The organism is Psychromonas sp. CD1 (genome assembly GCF_002239585.1).
In the GTDB taxonomy this organism is placed as follows: Bacteria; Pseudomonadota; Gammaproteobacteria; order Enterobacterales; family Psychromonadaceae; genus Psychromonas.
Genome location: NZ_NDFH01000003.1, coordinates 765263 through 783596 on the forward strand (window position 1 = coordinate 765263; position 18334 = coordinate 783596).

The following is an 18334-nucleotide window of genomic DNA, read 5'->3' on the forward strand; positions in this document are numbered from 1 at the left end:
TACTATACTGTTTTGCTATTTTACTCCACCAGCCAATGTTGCAAGATAATAATATCACTTTGGTATTGTGATTTAAGTAAAGATAACCAGTCATCAATATTGTCCCACCAAGCAGGTAATTCCGGTGATTGTAATTTTTGTGCCAATAACTGGATGCGCATTAAGCCAACCGCACTGGCAGCCCCTTTAATTTTATGCGCTTCATTAACAATTCCCTTCTTATTTTTTGCTGTCATATGTGAATCTAAGATTTGCAAATACTTCGGCATAACCTTTTTAAATAAAATAACATTCTCAAGCATTATTGCAGTTGAAATGAACTCTAATAGTTCTAATAACATCGATTTATTTAAGACAGTATCAATGTCGGTAGTCGACTCAATCTTTTTATGGTTATCTGTTTTATCTACACCTAAGAATAACCGTGCAATCATTTCGTTTAACAACCCAGCATTCAATGGTTTTCCTAGTGCATCATCCATTCCTTTCTCTAAGAAAACAGATTTATCACTAAAAACATTAGCGGTCAATGCCACAATAGGTGGCAAACTTTTACCATATAAAGCGCGTAACGTTTGCGTTACTTGAAAACCATCCATATCGGGCAATTGAATGTCCATCAAAATCAATTGATAACTATTTATGGCCATTTTATCTAATGCTTGCTGCCCCGTTTTTGCGACATCTACACGATGCCCCAACTTTTCTAATAACGATTTCGCAACTAAAATATTAAGTTCAATATCTTCAACCAATAATATAAACAAATAAGGTAAAGGCGTTACTAGGGCTTTTTTCTTGTTTTCTTTTGGACAATGTACTGGCAGTGAAAAGGTGAAAGTACTACCTTTACCAAAAACACTTTTCACACTTAACTTTCCACCCATCGCATTAACTATTTGTTGTGAAACCGCAAGTCCTATACCTGTCCCCGTTGCATGTAAATTCCCTTGTACTTGATAATAGAGTGAAAATATTTTATCCAATTCACTATCCTGCATTCCAATACCGGAATCTTCAACTTCAAAGTAAATGATGGCATGTTGATCATTTTGACGTTTCGCAAACAAACGAATAGTAATATGACCTTGCTGTGTAAATTTAACCGCATTACTGATTAAATTCCATAACACTTGACGTAAGCGCGTATCATCCGCTTCAATATTATCAGGGAGCATGCTTCCTTGTTCAAAATTTAACAATAAACCTTTTTGCTCTGTTTGAATAAAAGCTAAGCTTTTCAAGTCATTAACGAAATCATACATATTAATATGATTGCTCACTAAATTTAGTCGACGCCTATCTAATTTATCTAAATCAACAATATCATTAAAAATATTTCCCAACGTGATTGCACTCATATGAATAGTTTTCATATATTGCCGTTGTTCGACACTTAACGGTTCATCTAATAACATACGACTTAAACCAACAATACCATTAAGCGGAGTTCTTAATTCATGACTAATGGTCGCAATAAATGTGGTCTTATCACGACTTGCTTTTTCTAATGATTCTTGATGTCTTTTGCGCTCAGTGATATCGCGACCAAACCCGATAATACCTACACATTGTTTTTTTGTATTAATTAAAGGAAAAGAGCGTATTTCAAAACACGCTTGGCGACCATTAGGATATTGAAACCAATATTCATGGAGCTGTTCTTGTTGAGTATCTTTTATTTGTTGATCATGTTGTACGACTTGCCGTGCATATACATCGTCATAAATATCAAAGGGTGTTAAACCTAACATCTGTTGCTCTGTTTTACCCATTAATTTTTGCATCGCTTTATTACAGTTAACAAAACAACCTTTTAAATCACGATGAAAAACCAAATCTGGAGACGTATCTAAAAAAGAGCGCAATAAAATACTACCCTCTTCCAGTTGGAGCTGTGTTCGTTGCCGCTCAATTATCTCTTTCTCTAAATCTTGTGCTTTTTTATGATCACTATTAAGCATCACTTGTAAACGAACCACTGTATTATCTAAACGTTGTCGAGCTTCTTCTAAGTCTCCCATAACAACGGTTAAAAAATAAACGGCCCAAGGTGTGATTAATAATCCGAGAATAAATGACCGCATCAGGGCGGTGATATCTAATGTGTCATGAAAATAATAGGCAAGTAAAATTTGTAACAGTGAATCTGATGAAATAATAGCAAATGCCAAAATCAAACTAAAACGAAAGGCACCTAACCGTTTTAACAGCTCAACATAATAATACACCCAGGTTTTAAGATTAAATATACTCAACGTCATTCCGATGTAACTAAAAAGAGTATTGTATCTGATGTGTGTCTAATGTGCTTATTTTCTACTTGAATTGCGCTGATTTTATATTAAAAACACCAACAATAAGCTTTATCGCCTCCTTTTCCTTTCATTACTTTTAATTTCAAAGCAGACGTTTATAATGCAACGCTTGAATTTGAATTTATCCAAGCTGTAAAAAGGGAGTTGTTTCTCATGGCTATGCCAGATATCGCAAATAGTGCACAAGCTCAAACAAAAGGTAAACTTAATAGAGTAGGGATGAGTAATATTAAACTACCTCTAATGGTGAAAACTGATGACCAACCATCTCAACAAGTCACCGCAAGCTGTGAATTGTTTGTTAATTTAAGTGATGCCAGCGCGAAAGGCATCCATATGTCACGTTTATATTTACAACTTGATAAGCTTTCTACTGAATCTGAACTGACACTTACTACATTGAGTCATTTATTAAAAGGCTTTATTGACAGCCATCATGAACTAAGTGAGCAAGCCGTTGCTAAATTTAAGTTTGATTATCAACTGCGCCGCAAATCATTAATCAGTCAAAAACGAGGTTGGAAAATCTATCCTGTAATTATTATTGGCAGTTTAATTAACGGGAAATTAGAAATTGAATTACAGGTTAATGTCACCTACTCTTCAACCTGCCCTTGCTCTGCTGCGCTTGCCAGACAACTAATACAGCAAGAATTTCACAAGAAATATGGCGAAAACACAAATATTGAAAGTAAAGACGTATTTGATTGGCTAGGCTCGACACAAGGTATTATTGCAACGCCTCACAGCCAACGCAGTATTGTAGAAGTAAAAGTAAAACTCAGTACGACAAACGACGTATTTCCTGTTATCGCATTAATCGATCTCATTGAGAAAACATTAAAAACGCCTGTGCAAGCAGCAGTTAAACGAGAAGATGAGCAAGAATTTGCACGTCTTAACGGACAAAATTTAATGTTCTGTGAAGATGCAGCTAGACAATTGCAAGATGTTTTAAATCAACAAGATAACTTCGATGACTTTTGGTTGCGGGTGAACCATTATGAAAGTTTACATGCTCACGATGCTGTGGCTATCACAACAAAAGGGGGTGTAAACGGGTACTGCGTTTAAAATATAAAAAGGGAGAAAAATCTCCCTTTTTATTGCATTTTAAACATTTGCTTTAAAATGCAAAGTTAATGTCAGCCCAATACTCATTATCATTGTTCACATGCGCAGAAACCGCAAAACCTTCGACAAATTGATAACCAATTTCAGCCGTTGCATCCCATTCACTTAAGTCTTCGCCTTCCATCGCATAAAGATACGAAGGTATAACTCCAATCCAAAGTGCATCGGTGACAGCATAACGCACCGTAACATCAGCAGTAACGTACGTCGTATCTTTAAGCTGCTCACCCCATAAAAAACCAAGTTTCAAACTAGGATAAAGCGTTATATTATCTTCAACTATCGGTAATTTTTTAATCAGTCCCATTGAAACTTTATTGGCGTTTTCCCAATTGTTTTTATCCGTTCCCCATTGGCTGTTGAAAATAAATCCCGTATCGTCAGAGCTATTTAATACTAAATAATCCACCGTATAATAATCTAAATCGTGTTTTGCTTCTACGGTCAGTTTTTGTTTATATTGCCCGGCTAAATAACTACCGTAAGAAGCAATAATGTCCACACCTTCCGTACCGGCAGCAACACCAACATTAGAATAAATAGCTAAAGGGTCACTAAAGTCAGCCCAATATTGTTGCTCTTCTGCAGAAGCAGAAACAGAGACTAATATTGCCAACGTAACTCCATTTAATATCACTAATTTTTTAAAATTTAACACGTTACTTAACTCCAGTTGTATAACTTAAACAAACGTTTCTCACGCTTGATAACCGTATATTTTCCAAATAGCACATCTTAACTTAATATTTAGTTGCACTATTCGTTCTTTTCCCATTAATTCTCTTTGCTCTAAGCTCTCATGCATTCTATTTGATGTAGCAAGTCTCATGCCATTCTATTTGAGGCGGTAAGCTCAAAGTAAGTCCGCAACATCAACAAGTATTTTTTATACGCAACTTACGCCATTCGTAGCTGCGCCACCTGTTGCTAATGCAAAACTGTAGGCAAAACACCTCTAATCACGTGATACGGCATCTCAGACCCCTCAGCCCCCTTAAAGTAACTTAGTTCCTCGTTCCTCTAACACCACATATAAGATTAAACTACATGCTTTAGTTTGAAGCATTCAATGCGTTAAATCAATGACTCGACTAATATTAACCCACCTTAGCTAAAGAGCCTCATTATTTGCTTTATAGTATTTCTCAACGCCATCATTTCAGGGCTGTTTTTAAAACGGTTTAAATGATATCCCACAATTTTTACGTCGCAGTAGCACCTCAATAAAGATGCATCTCCATCATCCTTTTCTACGCCACATTATGTTAGATATACAAGCGTCATTTTTAATAACGTGCGCGATGCGTTCCTTTTAAAAATATATTACACCGCATCAGCACAAAAAAACCATTGTCCAAAGATCTTCTCCATAATATGCTAATATTATGACTTTATTAAAATATAAATGAGCAAAAAAGATGAAAATCGGCATTATTGGTGCAATGGATGAAGAAATAAGCATCCTAAAAGGAAAAATGAGCAACCTTGAAAGTACAACTATCGCAGGTTGTGAATTTCATCAAGGATCGTTACATGGTCAACAGGTCATTTTAACCTTATCAGGTATTGGTAAGGTCGCAGCCAGCATTGCAAGCACATTATTACTCGACAAATTTAAACCTGATTATATTATCAATACTGGCTCAGCGGGCGGTTTTGATAAAAAGTTAAATGTAGGTGACATTATTATTTCTAAAGAGGTTCGCTTTCATGATGTTGACTTAACGGCTTTTGGTTACGAAATAGGACAAATGGCACAATTACCCGCAGCATTTCAAGCAGATCCAACATTGATAAATATTGCACAGCAAGCAACAAAAAGCTTACCCCATTTAACTTTTACTCAAGGGTTAATTTGTACTGGTGATATTTTTATGGCGGATCCTAAAAAAACAGACATCGCCCGTCAAAATTTCCCCGATATGCTAGCCTGTGAAATGGAAGCAGCAGCTATTGCACAAGTCTGTTATCAATTTAAAATACCTTTTGTTATTATTCGCTCATTATCAGATATTGCGGGTAAAAAATCAGAAGTGTCTTTTGATAAATTTTTACCTATTGCAGCGAAAAACTCATCGATGTTAATTGAAGAAATGCTCAAGCGAATCGCTTAAATGTTAGAATTAATCGCTTTTATTGAATTATATCGCGCCTACTTTTGTTTTATTACTGTGACGTTATTATCTTTTTGTATCTCTTTACCTAAAGATCTCAACCCACTGAGCGCGATAGAATTGATTTTTCAACAAATTGCGAAAAAAGTAAATTTAGAAGTTCGTAGCGATGCTTATAAAAAACTAGCAAGTTTATTTTCTATTGCACTTATCTTTTTCCCCATTTTCCTTATCTGTTCACAATTATATAATGTGGTTCTCCACCCTCTCATATTAGATTTTTTAATTTTATTTATTTTACTTTCTTGGCACGATAAAAAAACCATTTATCAAAAAATAAGCCAAGCACTTCATCATAATCATTTAGCCAGTGCGAAATACAACTTAGCGCAATTAACCAGTCGTGATACTAAACCTTTATCTTTAATGGGTATTAATAAAGCCACTATTGAATCAATGGTATTACAATTATGCGCTTCTTGGTTTGCCGTTATTTTTTGGTATCTATTGACGGGTATCTATGGCGCGATGTTTTACCGCACGATACAAATTTGTGCGCAACAATGGAATACAAAACAAGAAGAATATGATGCTATCGCGTTGTATCCCTCTTTTTTATACAATATCTTATTATTTCCTATACATTTATTGGTGAGTCTTACCTTTGCATTATATGATAAGCCTCTACAAAATATCCCTCGGAAATTTAAACAAAGTATTCATTGGCATCATTTTTCATCCGGTTTAATGCTTACTAGTTTTGCTTTTAGCATGCAATTAGAATTAGGCGGTGTACGTATCTATGGGAAGCAAAAAATAAATTACCCTGAGCTAGGGATCGGAGATTCACCTAATACCGAGCATATTTTATTATCTCTGCAACGGATGCATTTATGCGCATGTTTTTGGCTTTATTGTATGACAGGTTATACTTTCTTTCCTTTACTATTAAATCTATTTAGACTACAACATTAATCTCCTACGACTTACACTTTTAAGCAACACCTAAAAGTGTAATCAATACAAACTATTATTTGATTTCTAATAGTTCCACATCAAAGACAAGCGTTGCATGAGGTGCAATCGCACTACCTGCGCCACGCTCACCGTAAGCAAGTGATGGTGGAATAGTCAATTTGAATTTAGAGCCTACAGGCATTAGTTGCAACGCTTCTGTCCAGCCAGCAATAACGCCACCTACAGGGAACTCAGCAGGTTGACCACGATCAACCGAACTATCAAAAACAGATCCATCGATTAATGTACCATGGTAATGAACACTCACCGTTGCGTCTTTACTTGGCTTATCACCTTCTCCCATGACAAGCACTTCGTAATGTAAACCTGAATCAGTGATTGTAACGCCTTCTTTTTTCGCGTTTTCAGCTAAAAATTCTTCTCCAGCAGCTCCTTGAATTTTAGCATTCTCTTCAGCAACAGCTTGCATTTTTGCCGAAATCATTTGAAATGCATCTTGTAATTCTTGTTGTGAAACTTTACTTTCTTCACCCGAAAATGCATCTGCTAGACCTTCAGCAACCGCTGAAATATCTAAACCATCAAAAGGTTGTGCTTTTAATTGCTCACCCATTTGTAAGCCAATACCATAACTTGCTTGCAATTCTTGTGTTGTAAGTTGTAATTCAGACATTTTATTCTCTTTAAAAAGTAATTAATTTACATTAAATACCATTATACTTTATTTCCATAGTAACTTAATAGCCATTAACATAAAATAATACCATCACTAGGATGGTATTATTTTGCGCACATATATTATGCATATATCTAATAAAGTATTATTTACTTAAATCATCAAAAAAAGTTTTTATGTTTTTTAAAAAACCTTCTGATTTAGGCTTATGTACTTTAGGACTTGATGCGCAACTATTTTCAAATTCTTTTAATAATTCACGTTGCTTAGCGGATAATTTAACCGGTGTTTCAATAATAACTTTACACATTAAATCTCCCGTAGCATGACTACGCACTGATTTAACTCCTTTATTACGCATGCGATACATACGCCCGGTTTGTGTTTCTGCTGAAATTTTTAATTTAACACGTCCATCTAAAGTAGGAACCTCTATTTCCCCACCTAAAGCGGCTTCACTAAAACTAATCGGTACTTCACAATATAAATTATTACCATCTCGAACAAAAACATCATGCTCACGTACATGCATCTGTACATAAAGATCCCCTGAAGTAGCACCTCGTTCACCGGCCTCGCCTTCACCACTTAAACGGATTCTATCTCCGGTATCAACACCGGGAGGGATTTTAACACTAAGAGTTTTACTACGTTCGTAACGCCCTTCACCATGACATTTTTTACAAGGGTCAACGATGATTTTACCTGAGCCTTGACACGTCGGACAGGTTTGATTGACAGCAAAAAAACCTTGACGCATTTGTACTTGCCCTTGCCCATGACAAGTGCCACATGTTTTAACATCCGAGCCTTTATTTACACCCGAACCATTACATTGTTCACAATGAACTAAGGTCGGAACTCGAATCTCTTTGCTGATACCATGCACAGCCTCTTCAAGTGTGAGTTCCATATTGTAACGCAGATCTGAGCCTTGTTGTGGACGCATTGCACTGCTTCTTCCACCACCAAAAATATCACCAAAAATGTCATCGAAACCGCCACCGCCACCGAAACCACCATGTCCTTGCTGATTAACGCCTTCATGACCATACTGATCAAAAGTTGCTTTCTTTTGCGTATCATTCAGGATTTCGTAAGCTCCTTTTACTTCTTTAAACTTTTCTTCAAGGGCATCGTCCCCTTTAGTTCTATCCGGATGATATTTCATCGCAAGACGTTTATAAGCCTTTTTAATTTCTTTAGCCGTTGCACTGCGGCTTATTCCAAGCACTTCATAACAATCACGTTTTGACATTTTTAACTCTCAAATCTCTGCCTACAAACAATAACGCGGATCATAGATAAATCCATAATCCGCGTTATTCATTAAAATAATTAACTGGGATTAATTATTTTTTTTCATCCTTAACTTCTTCAAACTCAGCATCAACAATATCATCGTCCTGCTTTGCTTTTTCTTCGCTTGGTGCATCACTCGCTTTTGCTTTTTGTTGAGCAATTTCACCTAGCTTTTGAGACGCTTCAGTAAGGGCAGTTATTTTAGCTTCAATTGCACTCTTATCTTCAGCTTTAGATGCATCTTCAAGATCTTTAATCGCAGCTTCAATTTTTTCTTTTTCATCACTTGCTAACGCATCACCCGCTTCAGTGATTTGTTTTCTTGTCGCATGAACTAGTGCATCCGCTTGATTGCGTGCTGTTACCACCTCTTCAAAGACTTTATCCGCTTCTGCATTTGCTTCTGCATCTTGAACCATTTTTTCAATTTCATCATCGCTTAAACCTGAGCTTGATTTAATTGTAATCTGTTGTTCTTGATTTGTGTCTTTATCTTTTGCTGATACATGTAATATGCCATCTGCATCCATATCAAAGGTTACTTCAATTTGTGGTGTTCCACGAGCGGCAGAACGAATGCCTTCAAGATTAAATTGACCTAACGAGATATTATCAGTAGCACGTTTACGCTCACCTTGTAAAATGTGAATAGTTACTGCATTTTGATTATCTTCAGCCGTTGAAAATGTTTGCGACTGTTTGGTCGGAATCGTAGTGTTTTTAGTGATAACGTTAGTCATAACACCACCCATGGTTTCAATACCCATAGATAATGGTGTTACATCTAATAATAACACATCAGTTTTATCACCAGAAAGTACCGCACCTTGAATGGCAGCACCCATTGCGACAGCTTCATCAGGGTTAACATCTTTACGTGCTTCTTTACCAAAGAATTCAGCAACCGTTGCTTGTACTAGAGGCATACGAGTTTGGCCCCCAACTAAAATAACATCGTCAATTTCAGAAACACTTAAATCAGCATCTTTGAGTGCTATACGTAATGGCTCAAGAGTTGCTTTAACCATATCTTCTACTAAAGACTCTAATTTAGCACGTGTAATTTTAACATTTAAATGCTTAGGTCCTGTTGCATCAGCAGTGATGTACGGTAAGTTAATATCTGTTTGCTGTGTTGATGATAATTCGATTTTTGCTTTTTCTGCAGCTTCTTTAACACGTTGCATTGCAAGAGGATCATTTGTCAGATCAAAGTTTTGCTCTTTTTTGAATTGATCAACAACAAAGTTAATTAAACGGTTATCAAAATCTTCACCACCTAAATGAGTATCACCATTTGTCGCTAATACTTCAAAAGTCTTCTCACCGTCAACTTCGTCAATTTCAATGATTGAAATATCAAAAGTACCACCACCAAGATCGTAAACTGCGATAGTACTATCGCCTTTAGAACTACTTACACCATAAGCAAACGCAGCTGCCGTTGGCTCATTAATAATACGTTTAACGTCTAACCCTGCAATACGTCCAGCATCTTTTGTTGCTTGGCGTTGTGCATCATTAAAGTAAGCCGGCACTGTAATAACGGCTCCAGATACTTTCTCACCTAAGTAATCTTCGGCTGTTTTTTTCATTTTTTTCAATACTTCAGCAGAAATTTGTGGGGGTGCCATTTTTTGACCATGCGCTTCGACCCATGCATCACCATTATCTGCTTTAACGATATTGTAAGGCATAATTTTCATATCGCGTTGTACTTCTTCGTCTTCAAAACGACGTCCAATAAGACGCTTGATAGCAAAAAGAGTATTTTGTGGATTCGTCACTGATTGACGTTTAGCTGGTTGGCCGACTAATGTTTCACCATCCGTGTAAGCAATAATTGACGGAGTAGTACGTTCACCTTCAGAGTTTTCAATAATTTTAGCAACATCGCCATCTAAAACTGAAACACACGAATTAGTTGTACCTAAATCTATACCGATAATTTTACCCATTTTACTCTCCAAACTTGTTTATGTTTTATTTATAACGACAGATTAATTTAACTAAAAACATCTGCCGTATTGATGTTTACTATATGAGGGAGAATTTTAATCTTTCAAGGCAATATATGAAAAAAAATAAATTTATTTTTACTCTATATTTTTCCACAATGCATTATCTCCCTTTAAATAATTATGCAGATGCAACCGTCACCATTGCAGGGCGGATAACATGCCCGTTATAAACGTAGCCCTTCTGCATCACTAGAATAATTTCATTGCTAGCTTTATCTTCTACTTTTTGCATACTAACTACCTGATGTATTTCAGGATCTGCTTGCTCGCCAAGAGGGTTCATTTGTACGATGCCCACTTTAGAAAATGAATCTAACAGCGATTTTAGTGTAAGCTCAACACCTTCAGCTACTTTTTCTAAGACTTCATCTTTTTTGTCGATATGATTAAGAGCCATCTCTAGGCTATCTGCCACTGGAAGTAATGCTTCAGTAAATCGTTTTAATGTTCGTTTAACTTTATTCTCAGCATCAATTCCGGCTTTACGGATCTCATTTTGAGCATGCGCTTGTGCACGTATGACTAAATCTTTTTGCGTTTTTAATTCTTCATCAGCGACTACTAGTTTTTTTTCTAACGTATTTATCAGATTAGCTTGTATCACTGTGGTATCTAACTCTGCATCAGGCGTTTCTACATCTTGCACGTCTTCGGCGTCATCAAGTACAACTTCTTCCATTGATGCAGTTTCAGCATCTTCTGCTAACACTTTTCCAATCGCATCTTCAACTGTTCTTTTTTGTTCTTCACTCATGTTTTAATCCTAAACTGTTTTTCATTGATAGTGACTTGTGTCTATTATGGGGATCATTGCAATAGTTTCAAGCCTGTTAATAAAATCATTTTATCAGGTTATACTCTCTTTCATCAACAGAACTAAATATAGGTTTTTTTATGACCCAACAACACTCTGATTTTTCTGAATTTAAAACCGTTGGCTTAATCGCCAAAGTACAACATGAAAAAGCAACACAAACATTATTAGCACTTTATAAATTCTTACAACAAAAAAATATTTCTGTGATCATAGATCAACGTAATACGGTAGATCTAGATTTAATAGACATACAAAGTGATGATCTCGTCGGCATTGGGAAACGCTGTGATCTTGCGATTGTTATTGGAGGTGATGGCTATATGCTTGGTGCAGCTCGGGTGCTCGCACGTTTTGATATTGCCGTGATTGGAGTAAATAGAGGCAATCTTGGTTTTTTAACCGATCTTGATCCCGAACATTTTCAAGCACCTTTATCTGAAGTGCTTAAAGGCAATTATCTAGTCGAAGAGCGTTTTTTATTAACCACAGAGGTACATAGCCACGGTCATTTAAAATGTCGTAATAGCGCTATCAACGAAATCGTTTTGCATCCAGATAAAATTGCACATATGATTGACTTTGAAGTGTATGTTGATGATGACTTCATGCTAAATCAACGTGCAGATGGCCTGATAATTTCTACTCCAACAGGCTCAACGGCCTATTCTCTTTCCGGAGGAGGCCCTATATTAACGCCTAATATTGATGCCATTAGCTTATTGCCTATGTTCCCTCAAACCCTCAACAGCCGGCCTATCGTAATCGATGCAAACAGCACGATTCGATTAAAAATAGCAGAAACCAATAAAAGTGAAATGCAAGTAAGTTGTGATAGCCACGTCAATTTATCCGTTTTACCCGGCGATGAAGTCTTTATTTATAAAACAAAACATACATTAAAATTAGTACACCCTAAAGATTATAATTATTTTCATGTCTTACAAAGTAAGCTCGGTTGGGGAAATAAATTCTTCTAAACCCTTTACTGTTTATGTATACAGTATATGCTGTATGCATAAACAGCGTTTGGGGAAGTGTATGTTAAATCAATTAACGGTACAAAATTTTGCCATTGTGCAATTTTTAACATTAGAATTTAAACGAGGAATGACAACAATTACAGGTGAGACAGGGGCTGGTAAATCGATAGCCATTGATGCACTGGGGCTTTGTTTAGGTGAACGAGCAGATGCTAATATGGTGCGTAATGGCAATGAAAAAGCAGAAATAAGTGCTCATTTCACATTACAAGATACTCCTCAAGCACGGTTATGGCTGAATAATAATGACCTTGAAAATACAGATGCTATTAATGAATGTTTCTTACGCCGTACGATAAATAAAGAAGGCCGCTCGAGGGCTTATATCAATGCGACTCCGGTCCCCCTTTCCCAACTTAAAAGTTTAGGCCAACTTTTAGTTAATATTCATGGCCAGCATGCACATCAAAGCTTACTAAAAAGTAATATTCAACTCTCTATTCTTGATGAATATGCAGATCACCATACCCTATTACAAAAAGTAAAAGATACTTATCAAGGTTGGCACTTCTTAAATAAACAATTAGAACAACAACGCTTAAACCAACAAGAAAAGCAAGCACGCAAACAATTACTTGAATATCAAATTGAAGAACTCGACGCATTTTCTCTCGCTCAGGGTGAATTTGAACAAATAGAAGAAGAACATAAACGTTTAGCTAATAGTGATGCTTTAATCGAAACCTGTCAAAAAGGCTTAGACCAACTTTGTGATAATGATGATGTAGATGTATTAAGCTTATTGCGTAATAGTGTCTGTGCATTAGAAAAACTTGCTGATAATGATAAAAACTTAGAAAATATTGTGACTACTTTGCAAGAAGCTTTAATCCAAATAGAAGAAGCCTCTTACGATCTTCGTCATTTCAGTGAAAATTTAGAACAAGATCCTGAAAAATTTATACAATTAGAAAACCGTATGAGTGAAGCTCTCTCTCTCTCTAGAAAACATCAGGTGTCCGCACAACAACTTTATTCTCAGCATCAAAAATTAAAGAAAGAATTTAAACAGCTTAATAATAATGATGAGCAAATACAACAACTCGAAAAAGAACGCCATATCGCTAAAAATAATTATGCTAAATATGCACAAAAATTAAGCCTCAGTCGCTTACGTTATGCAAAAGATCTGAGTCAAAAAATTAGTGAGAGTATTCAACAATTAAATATGCGAGATGGCCTCTTTCACATTAATTTGCAGAAGAATGAAACACAAAGCATGAGTCCCTTAGGTCTTGATCATGTAGAATTTCAAGTTAAAACCAATGCAGGACAAACATTACAAAATCTAGTAAAAATAGCTTCAGGAGGTGAACTTTCACGCATTAGCCTCGCAATGCAAGTCATTATCAGCCAACGAGTCGCTATCCCTACACTTATTTTTGATGAAGTAGATGCAGGGATAAGTGGGGCCACAGCATCAGTGGTAGGGAAATTACTGCGACGTTTAGGTGAGAAAACACAAATATTTTGTGTCACACATTTACCACAAGTAGCAGGAAATGGACATCAGCAAATGTTTGTTGAAAAGAAAAGCAAAGGTAACAGTACTAATACAACAATGGTAAACCTTAATAAAGCACAGCGTATCAATGAACTCGCACGTTTATTAGGCGCCGATAATATTACAGAGAGAACGCTTGCTAATGCACAAGAATTATTAGTACAAGACTAGTACCTGCTAAATATTTACGAAGGCTATTGAGTAAACATTTAAATGAAAATACAACTTTCTGATCCTATCAATACGTATTAAGACTCTTCCTGTTACCGACCCATGACTTTGATATTTGAAGACATTTATCATCCCAACACACACAAAATAAGTATTGATTCATGTGAACGATACAAAGCTGAATACGGTATACGGTGAGAAGGCCTCAGGAAAGACTTTCAAGCCCTCGACACACGTACCTTACACACCTCTGTTTTGAAACTATGTTAAAACATTAAACCAGAATTTAGCCACTTTATTTTCAGTAAATAAACTTCCTAGGATCTCTTTCACCCATCGAAGTTAACAGCGAGTTTAAGAAACACTGCTTTATTCATAACACGGTTATCTTGTCGCATCCGAATTACAATACGCTCTAAATACACAATAGGAGACAAGTTATCTAAGGGTATGTTTTGCCACTCTTTTAGATTATACATTCCCAATACAATGATCTTTAATTTTATTCTCGGTGCTTATTACCTACCCGCAAATTTTATTGCATTACAGATAAAATAAAACAGGTGTAGCCACTTCAAACAGTTAACACTGGTGTGATCCTTTTTTTTGCGGTTGATCTAACGGGTGACAGCTTACGTTTTAGTATTGTCATTGGAACTAGCATCCTATTTTTAACTCTTTAACTTATAGCGATAACATTAATAAAGGAATCAAAATGAAAAATAGACAAAAAACAAGATAGATAAATCACTTATAATAGCAATCCCATTTTTTCCTATGTCGCATAAAAAATACACACGGGGTTGCAAATAGGTTAAACTTATTTCCTTTTTTGGTTTAATGTCCTGTGCTTAAAAAAACTTTTCTCTCGGTGTTTCTATTATTATTACTCAGTAGCTGCGCGCAACAGCCTAGCAGACTAAATAAAGTGCTTTTGGCCACCTCTTGGTCAATACAACAACAACAGATAGTCGCCTTAAACAATTGGCAATTAACAGGTAAAATCGCAATATTCACACCTACTGAAAGGCATAGTTTTAATATTCATTGGCAACAATTCGAGAATGATTTACAAATATCCTTAACCACTTTTTTAGGAATAAGTGTACTAAAAATCAATAAAACAGCGTTACTTACAACTGTTATTGATGCACAGGGTAAAACATACACGGCCCCCAATGCCGATGTATTAATTTATTCTTTATCGAGGCTCGATATCCCCGTCGAATTATTACAACAATGGATTAAAGGCAACCCAGTACAAGCTAATTATCGACTCAATAAAAATAATCAGGTTGCACAACTCAAGCAAAAAAATGTAAGCCCTAATAGTTGGTCTATTCGCTACAGCGATTATCAAACACTGACAGGAATAGCATTACCCTATAAATTAGAATTGCAACGCAAAGATGTACGTTTGAAATTTGCGATTGAGCAGTGGAAAATCCTTCCCTAAATAATTATCCTTTTAAAGTACATAAGTTTATGATTTTAATGACAAAACCAATAAAAACTCACATCATTAAATAAACATCGTTATTAAGCATAAAAAGAGAATAAATAATGAAAACAACAACTATCCACTGGCCATCACCCGCAAAACTCAATCTTTTTTTATATATTAATCAACAACGTGATGATGGATATCATGAATTGCAAACACTTTTCCAATTTATAGATCATTGCGATAGTCTCACCATAAAACCCAATTTATCCGGAATAGTTACTCTTTCGACTACCCTAGAAAATCTTCCTCAAGAAGATAATTTAATTTATAAGGCTGCAATCCTATTAAAAGAATATGCCCCAAAAAATTATGGGGTACATATAGACTTAATAAAAAAAATACCCCTCGGAGGAGGGCTCGGTGGCGGATCGTCTAATGCAGCAACCACACTTATCGCTTTGAATTATCACTGGGAACTTAATTTAAGCAAAAAAGAATTGGCAGATATTGGTCTGAGTTTAGGCGCTGATGTACCTATTTTCATTCATGGAAAAGCGGCTATAGCAGAAGGAGTTGGAGAAAAATTGGTCGATGTTTATCCTGTTGAAAATTATTATCTTGTCGCTATGCCAGATTGCCATGTGTCGACAACCACTATTTTTAAACATCCCGATTTACCCCGACAACGTAAAAAACAACCTCTTACGCTCTTAATGAGTCAAAATTGGCACAATGATTGTGAGTCTTGTGTAAAAAATAACTACCCTATGGTTGCCAAGGTTATACACTGGTTGATAGAATATGCTCCGACACGGTTAACTGGAACTGGCGCTTGTGTTTTTAGCACCTTTGCAACAGCTCTAGATGCTCGTTTCATTCAGAAAAAAACACCGAAATGGTTAAACACTTTTGTTTGTAAAGGACTCAACCGTTCACCACTCGATAGCTTTTTATCTAAATTAAAGTAATAATATCGTATTGAAAAATACAAATGTTATTTAGCATGTTGCTATCTAACACCAACTCTTAGGATTACAGAGGTCCTCACAGTGCCAAATATGAAACTATTTGCAGGTAACGCGACACCCAAATTAGCACAACAAATTGCTAATCGTCTTTTCATTAAATTAGGAAGCGCAGATGTTGGGCGTTTTAGTGATGGAGAAATCCATGTACAAATCAATGAAAATGTACGTGGTGATGATATTTTTATTGTTCAATCAACGTGTGCTCCAACCAACGATAATTTAATGGAATTAATTGTAATGATTGATGCATTGCGTCGTGCATCAGCAGGTAGAATTACTGCTGTTATTCCTTATTTTGGTTATGCACGCCAAGATCGACGCGTTCGCTCAAGCCGCGTGCCGATTACTGCAAAAGTTGTTGCTGACTTTTTGTCTAATGTTGGTGTAGATCGCGTATTAACGGTTGATTTACATGCAGAGCAAATTCAAGGCTTCTTTGATGTGCCCGTTGACAATGTATTCGGGAGTTCTGTATTACTTGAAGATATGCTTTCTAAAAAGCTAGAGAACCCAATGATAGTATCACCTGACATTGGTGGTGTGGTACGTGCGCGTGCACATGCAAAATTATTAAATGATGCAGATCTTGCTATTATTGATAAACGACGCCCACGTGCAAACGTAGCACAAGTAATGCATTTAATCGGCGATGTTGAAGGGCGAAATTGTATTATTGTTGACGACATGATTGATACTGGTGGCACATTATGCCAAGCAGCTAAAGCACTTAAAGAACGTGGCGCTCTGTCCATCTACGCATATGCAACACATGCTGTATTTTCTGGTAACGCTGCAGAAAACATTAAAAACTCTGTCATTAATGAATTCATTGTTACCGACTCGATTCCTCTTACTGAAGCAATTATTGCAACAGGTAAAGTAAAGCAACTTACCTTAAGTGGTATGCTAGCTGAAGCAATTCGTCGTGTAAGTAACGAAGAATCTATCTCTGCAATGTTCCATTACTAAAAAATCGCATAAATAAACTCCAATAAAAGCGTTTATTTATACTTTTTATTTGTACAAATTAATGGGGTGCGTTATTATGGCGCGCCTTTTTTATATACATCGGTATTTATACAAGGTGGTTTTATCTGGTCGCAAGATAAAATCTATTTTACATTTGAGACGGTATTAAAGCCTCTCGCAATTGGAGTTACATCATGTCTATTAAATTAGTAGCAAAAACCCGCACAGATTTAGGGAAAGGTGCGAGCCGCCGCCTTCGTCACGCGGAATTAGTTCCAGGTATCGTATACGGTATAGGTAAAGATCCTATTTCTCTTACTTTTGAACAAAAAGAACTTCGTAAAATTGAATCTCTTGAAGCATTTTATTCTTCAATTCTTGATTTAGAAATTGATGGCGTTACAGAGAAAGTAGTTCTTAAAGCACTACAACGTCATGTGTTTAAAGAACAAATTCAACATTTAGATCTTTTGCGTGTTGATGCATCACACAAAATACATACGACTGTTCCACTACATTTTATTAATCAAGATGTTTGTGAAGCATTAAAAGCAGGTGGTGTTCTAACCAAAATTATAACTGAAATTGAAATCTCTTGTCTTCCAGCTAATCTTCCTGCATTCATCAATGCTGATCTTGCTAATTTAGAAATGGGTTCTACATTACACATTTCTGACCTAGCATTACCAGAAGGTGTTGAGTCTATTGAACTCATTAAGGGTTCTGAGCACGATCGAACTGTCGCTGCAATTACACTTTCTAAAGCGAAAGATGAAGTAGCTGTAGAAACAAATACGGCAACAACAGCTGAATAA

15 protein-coding genes and 1 pseudogene are annotated in these 18334 nt (G+C 36.1%); 9 read left to right on the forward strand and 7 right to left on the reverse strand.

Annotated elements, in window-relative coordinates:
- Nucleotides 1-20: 20 nt before the first annotated feature.
- Nucleotides 21-2264 carry an aerobic respiration two-component sensor histidine kinase ArcB gene (gene arcB, locus B8W84_RS04990; protein ID WP_094752186.1) on the reverse strand — a complete coding sequence of 748 codons (2244 nt, stop codon included), beginning with the start codon at nt 2262-2264 and terminating at the stop codon, nt 21-23.
- 207 nt (nt 2265-2471) lie between these two features.
- Between arcB and folE2 the strand changes: the two genes are divergently transcribed.
- Complete coding sequence (folE2, locus tag B8W84_RS04995; protein WP_094752187.1) at nt 2472-3392, forward strand: GTP cyclohydrolase FolE2; 921 nt, start codon at nt 2472-2474, stop codon at nt 3390-3392.
- A 52-nt stretch (nt 3393-3444) separates the two neighbouring features.
- Here the strand turns inward: folE2 and B8W84_RS05000 are convergent, their stop codons facing one another.
- Nucleotides 3445-4110, reverse strand: coding sequence for a hypothetical protein (locus B8W84_RS05000; protein ID WP_094752188.1), 666 nt, complete (start codon nt 4108-4110; stop codon nt 3445-3447).
- A gap of 760 nt (nt 4111-4870) precedes the next feature.
- On the opposite strand from B8W84_RS05000, the gene mtnN reads away from it, so the two are divergent.
- Both mtnN and B8W84_RS05010 read left to right on the forward strand, forming a co-directional pair.
- Nucleotides 4871-5566, forward strand: a complete 696-nt coding sequence (mtnN, locus tag B8W84_RS05005) for a 5'-methylthioadenosine/S-adenosylhomocysteine nucleosidase (RefSeq protein WP_094752189.1) — start codon at nt 4871-4873, stop codon at nt 5564-5566.
- Nucleotides 5567-6541, forward strand: a complete 975-nt coding sequence (locus B8W84_RS05010) for a cobalamin biosynthesis protein (RefSeq protein WP_094752190.1) — start codon at nt 5567-5569, stop codon at nt 6539-6541. It begins immediately after the preceding gene.
- A 55-nt stretch (nt 6542-6596) separates the two neighbouring features.
- On the opposite strand, the gene B8W84_RS05015 is transcribed toward B8W84_RS05010, so the two are convergent.
- The 4 genes from B8W84_RS05015 to grpE form a co-directional block, all read right to left on the reverse strand.
- Nucleotides 6597-7217, reverse strand: a complete 621-nt coding sequence (locus tag B8W84_RS05015; protein ID WP_094752191.1) for an FKBP-type peptidyl-prolyl cis-trans isomerase — start codon at nt 7215-7217, stop codon at nt 6597-6599.
- A 148-nt stretch (nt 7218-7365) separates the two neighbouring features.
- Nucleotides 7366-8478, reverse strand: a complete 1113-nt coding sequence (gene dnaJ / locus B8W84_RS05020) for a molecular chaperone DnaJ (RefSeq protein ID WP_094752192.1) — start codon at nt 8476-8478, stop codon at nt 7366-7368.
- 94 nt (nt 8479-8572) lie between these two features.
- Nucleotides 8573-10480, reverse strand: coding sequence for a molecular chaperone DnaK (gene dnaK, locus B8W84_RS05025; protein WP_094752193.1), 1908 nt, complete (start codon nt 10478-10480; stop codon nt 8573-8575).
- A 181-nt stretch (nt 10481-10661) separates the two neighbouring features.
- The gene (gene grpE / locus B8W84_RS05030; protein ID WP_094752194.1) at nt 10662-11297 is read right to left on the reverse strand and encodes a nucleotide exchange factor GrpE; all 636 of its coding nucleotides are present in this window, start codon (nt 11295-11297) and stop codon (nt 10662-10664) included.
- A 140-nt stretch (nt 11298-11437) separates the two neighbouring features.
- Here grpE and nadK point away from each other — a divergent pair, with 140 nt between their 5' ends.
- Nucleotides 11438-12337, forward strand: a complete 900-nt coding sequence (nadK, locus tag B8W84_RS05035; RefSeq protein ID WP_094752195.1) for an NAD(+) kinase — start codon at nt 11438-11440, stop codon at nt 12335-12337.
- Nucleotides 12338-12398: 61 nt separating this feature from the next.
- The gene (recN, locus tag B8W84_RS05040; RefSeq protein WP_094752196.1) at nt 12399-14075 is read left to right on the forward strand and encodes a DNA repair protein RecN; all 1677 of its coding nucleotides are present in this window, start codon (nt 12399-12401) and stop codon (nt 14073-14075) included.
- 73 nt (nt 14076-14148) lie between these two features.
- Here the strand turns inward: recN and B8W84_RS08185 are convergent.
- Nucleotides 14149-14539 (reverse strand): annotated as a pseudogene (locus tag B8W84_RS08185) (transposase); the annotation flags it as partial.
- Between the two features lie 383 nt (nt 14540-14922).
- On the opposite strand from B8W84_RS08185, the gene lolB reads away from it, so the two are divergent.
- The 4 genes from lolB to B8W84_RS05060 all read left to right on the forward strand — a co-directional run bounded on the left by lolB (nt 14923) and on the right by B8W84_RS05060 (nt 18334).
- Nucleotides 14923-15531: a lipoprotein insertase outer membrane protein LolB gene (lolB, locus tag B8W84_RS05045; protein WP_094752197.1), complete on the forward strand. Its 609-nt coding sequence runs from the start codon at nt 14923-14925 to the stop codon at nt 15529-15531.
- Nucleotides 15532-15638: 107 nt separating this feature from the next.
- Nucleotides 15639-16490, forward strand: coding sequence for a 4-(cytidine 5'-diphospho)-2-C-methyl-D-erythritol kinase (gene ispE, locus B8W84_RS05050; protein WP_094752198.1), 852 nt, complete (start codon nt 15639-15641; stop codon nt 16488-16490).
- Between the two features lie 81 nt (nt 16491-16571).
- On the forward strand, nt 16572-17519 hold the full coding sequence (locus B8W84_RS05055) for a ribose-phosphate pyrophosphokinase (RefSeq protein WP_094752199.1): 948 nt from the start codon (nt 16572-16574) through the stop codon (nt 17517-17519).
- Nucleotides 17520-17713: 194 nt separating this feature from the next.
- Nucleotides 17714-18334, forward strand: a complete 621-nt coding sequence (locus tag B8W84_RS05060) for a 50S ribosomal protein L25/general stress protein Ctc (RefSeq protein ID WP_094752200.1) — start codon at nt 17714-17716, stop codon at nt 18332-18334.

Coding starts and splice junctions, on each gene's coding strand:
- B8W84_RS05010 (WP_094752190.1), top strand. CDS start 5,567: ATGTTAGAATTAATCGCTTTTATTGAATTATATCGCGCCTACTTTTGT.
- ispE (WP_094752198.1), top strand. CDS start 15,639: ATGAAAACAACAACTATCCACTGGCCATCACCCGCAAAACTCAATCTT.
- B8W84_RS05015 (WP_094752191.1), bottom strand. CDS start 7,217: ATGTCTGAATTACAACTTACAACACAAGAATTGCAAGCAAGTTATGGT.
- B8W84_RS05060 (WP_094752200.1), top strand. CDS start 17,714: ATGTCTATTAAATTAGTAGCAAAAACCCGCACAGATTTAGGGAAAGGT.
- arcB (WP_094752186.1), bottom strand. CDS start 2,264: ATGACGTTGAGTATATTTAATCTTAAAACCTGGGTGTATTATTATGTT.
- dnaJ (WP_094752192.1), bottom strand. CDS start 8,478: ATGTCAAAACGTGATTGTTATGAAGTGCTTGGAATAAGCCGCAGTGCA.
- recN (WP_094752196.1), top strand. CDS start 12,399: ATGTTAAATCAATTAACGGTACAAAATTTTGCCATTGTGCAATTTTTA.
- dnaK (WP_094752193.1), bottom strand. CDS start 10,480: ATGGGTAAAATTATCGGTATAGATTTAGGTACAACTAATTCGTGTGTT.
- nadK (WP_094752195.1), top strand. CDS start 11,438: ATGACCCAACAACACTCTGATTTTTCTGAATTTAAAACCGTTGGCTTA.
- grpE (WP_094752194.1), bottom strand. CDS start 11,297: ATGAGTGAAGAACAAAAAAGAACAGTTGAAGATGCGATTGGAAAAGTG.
- folE2 (WP_094752187.1), top strand. CDS start 2,472: ATGGCTATGCCAGATATCGCAAATAGTGCACAAGCTCAAACAAAAGGT.
- mtnN (WP_094752189.1), top strand. CDS start 4,871: ATGAAAATCGGCATTATTGGTGCAATGGATGAAGAAATAAGCATCCTA.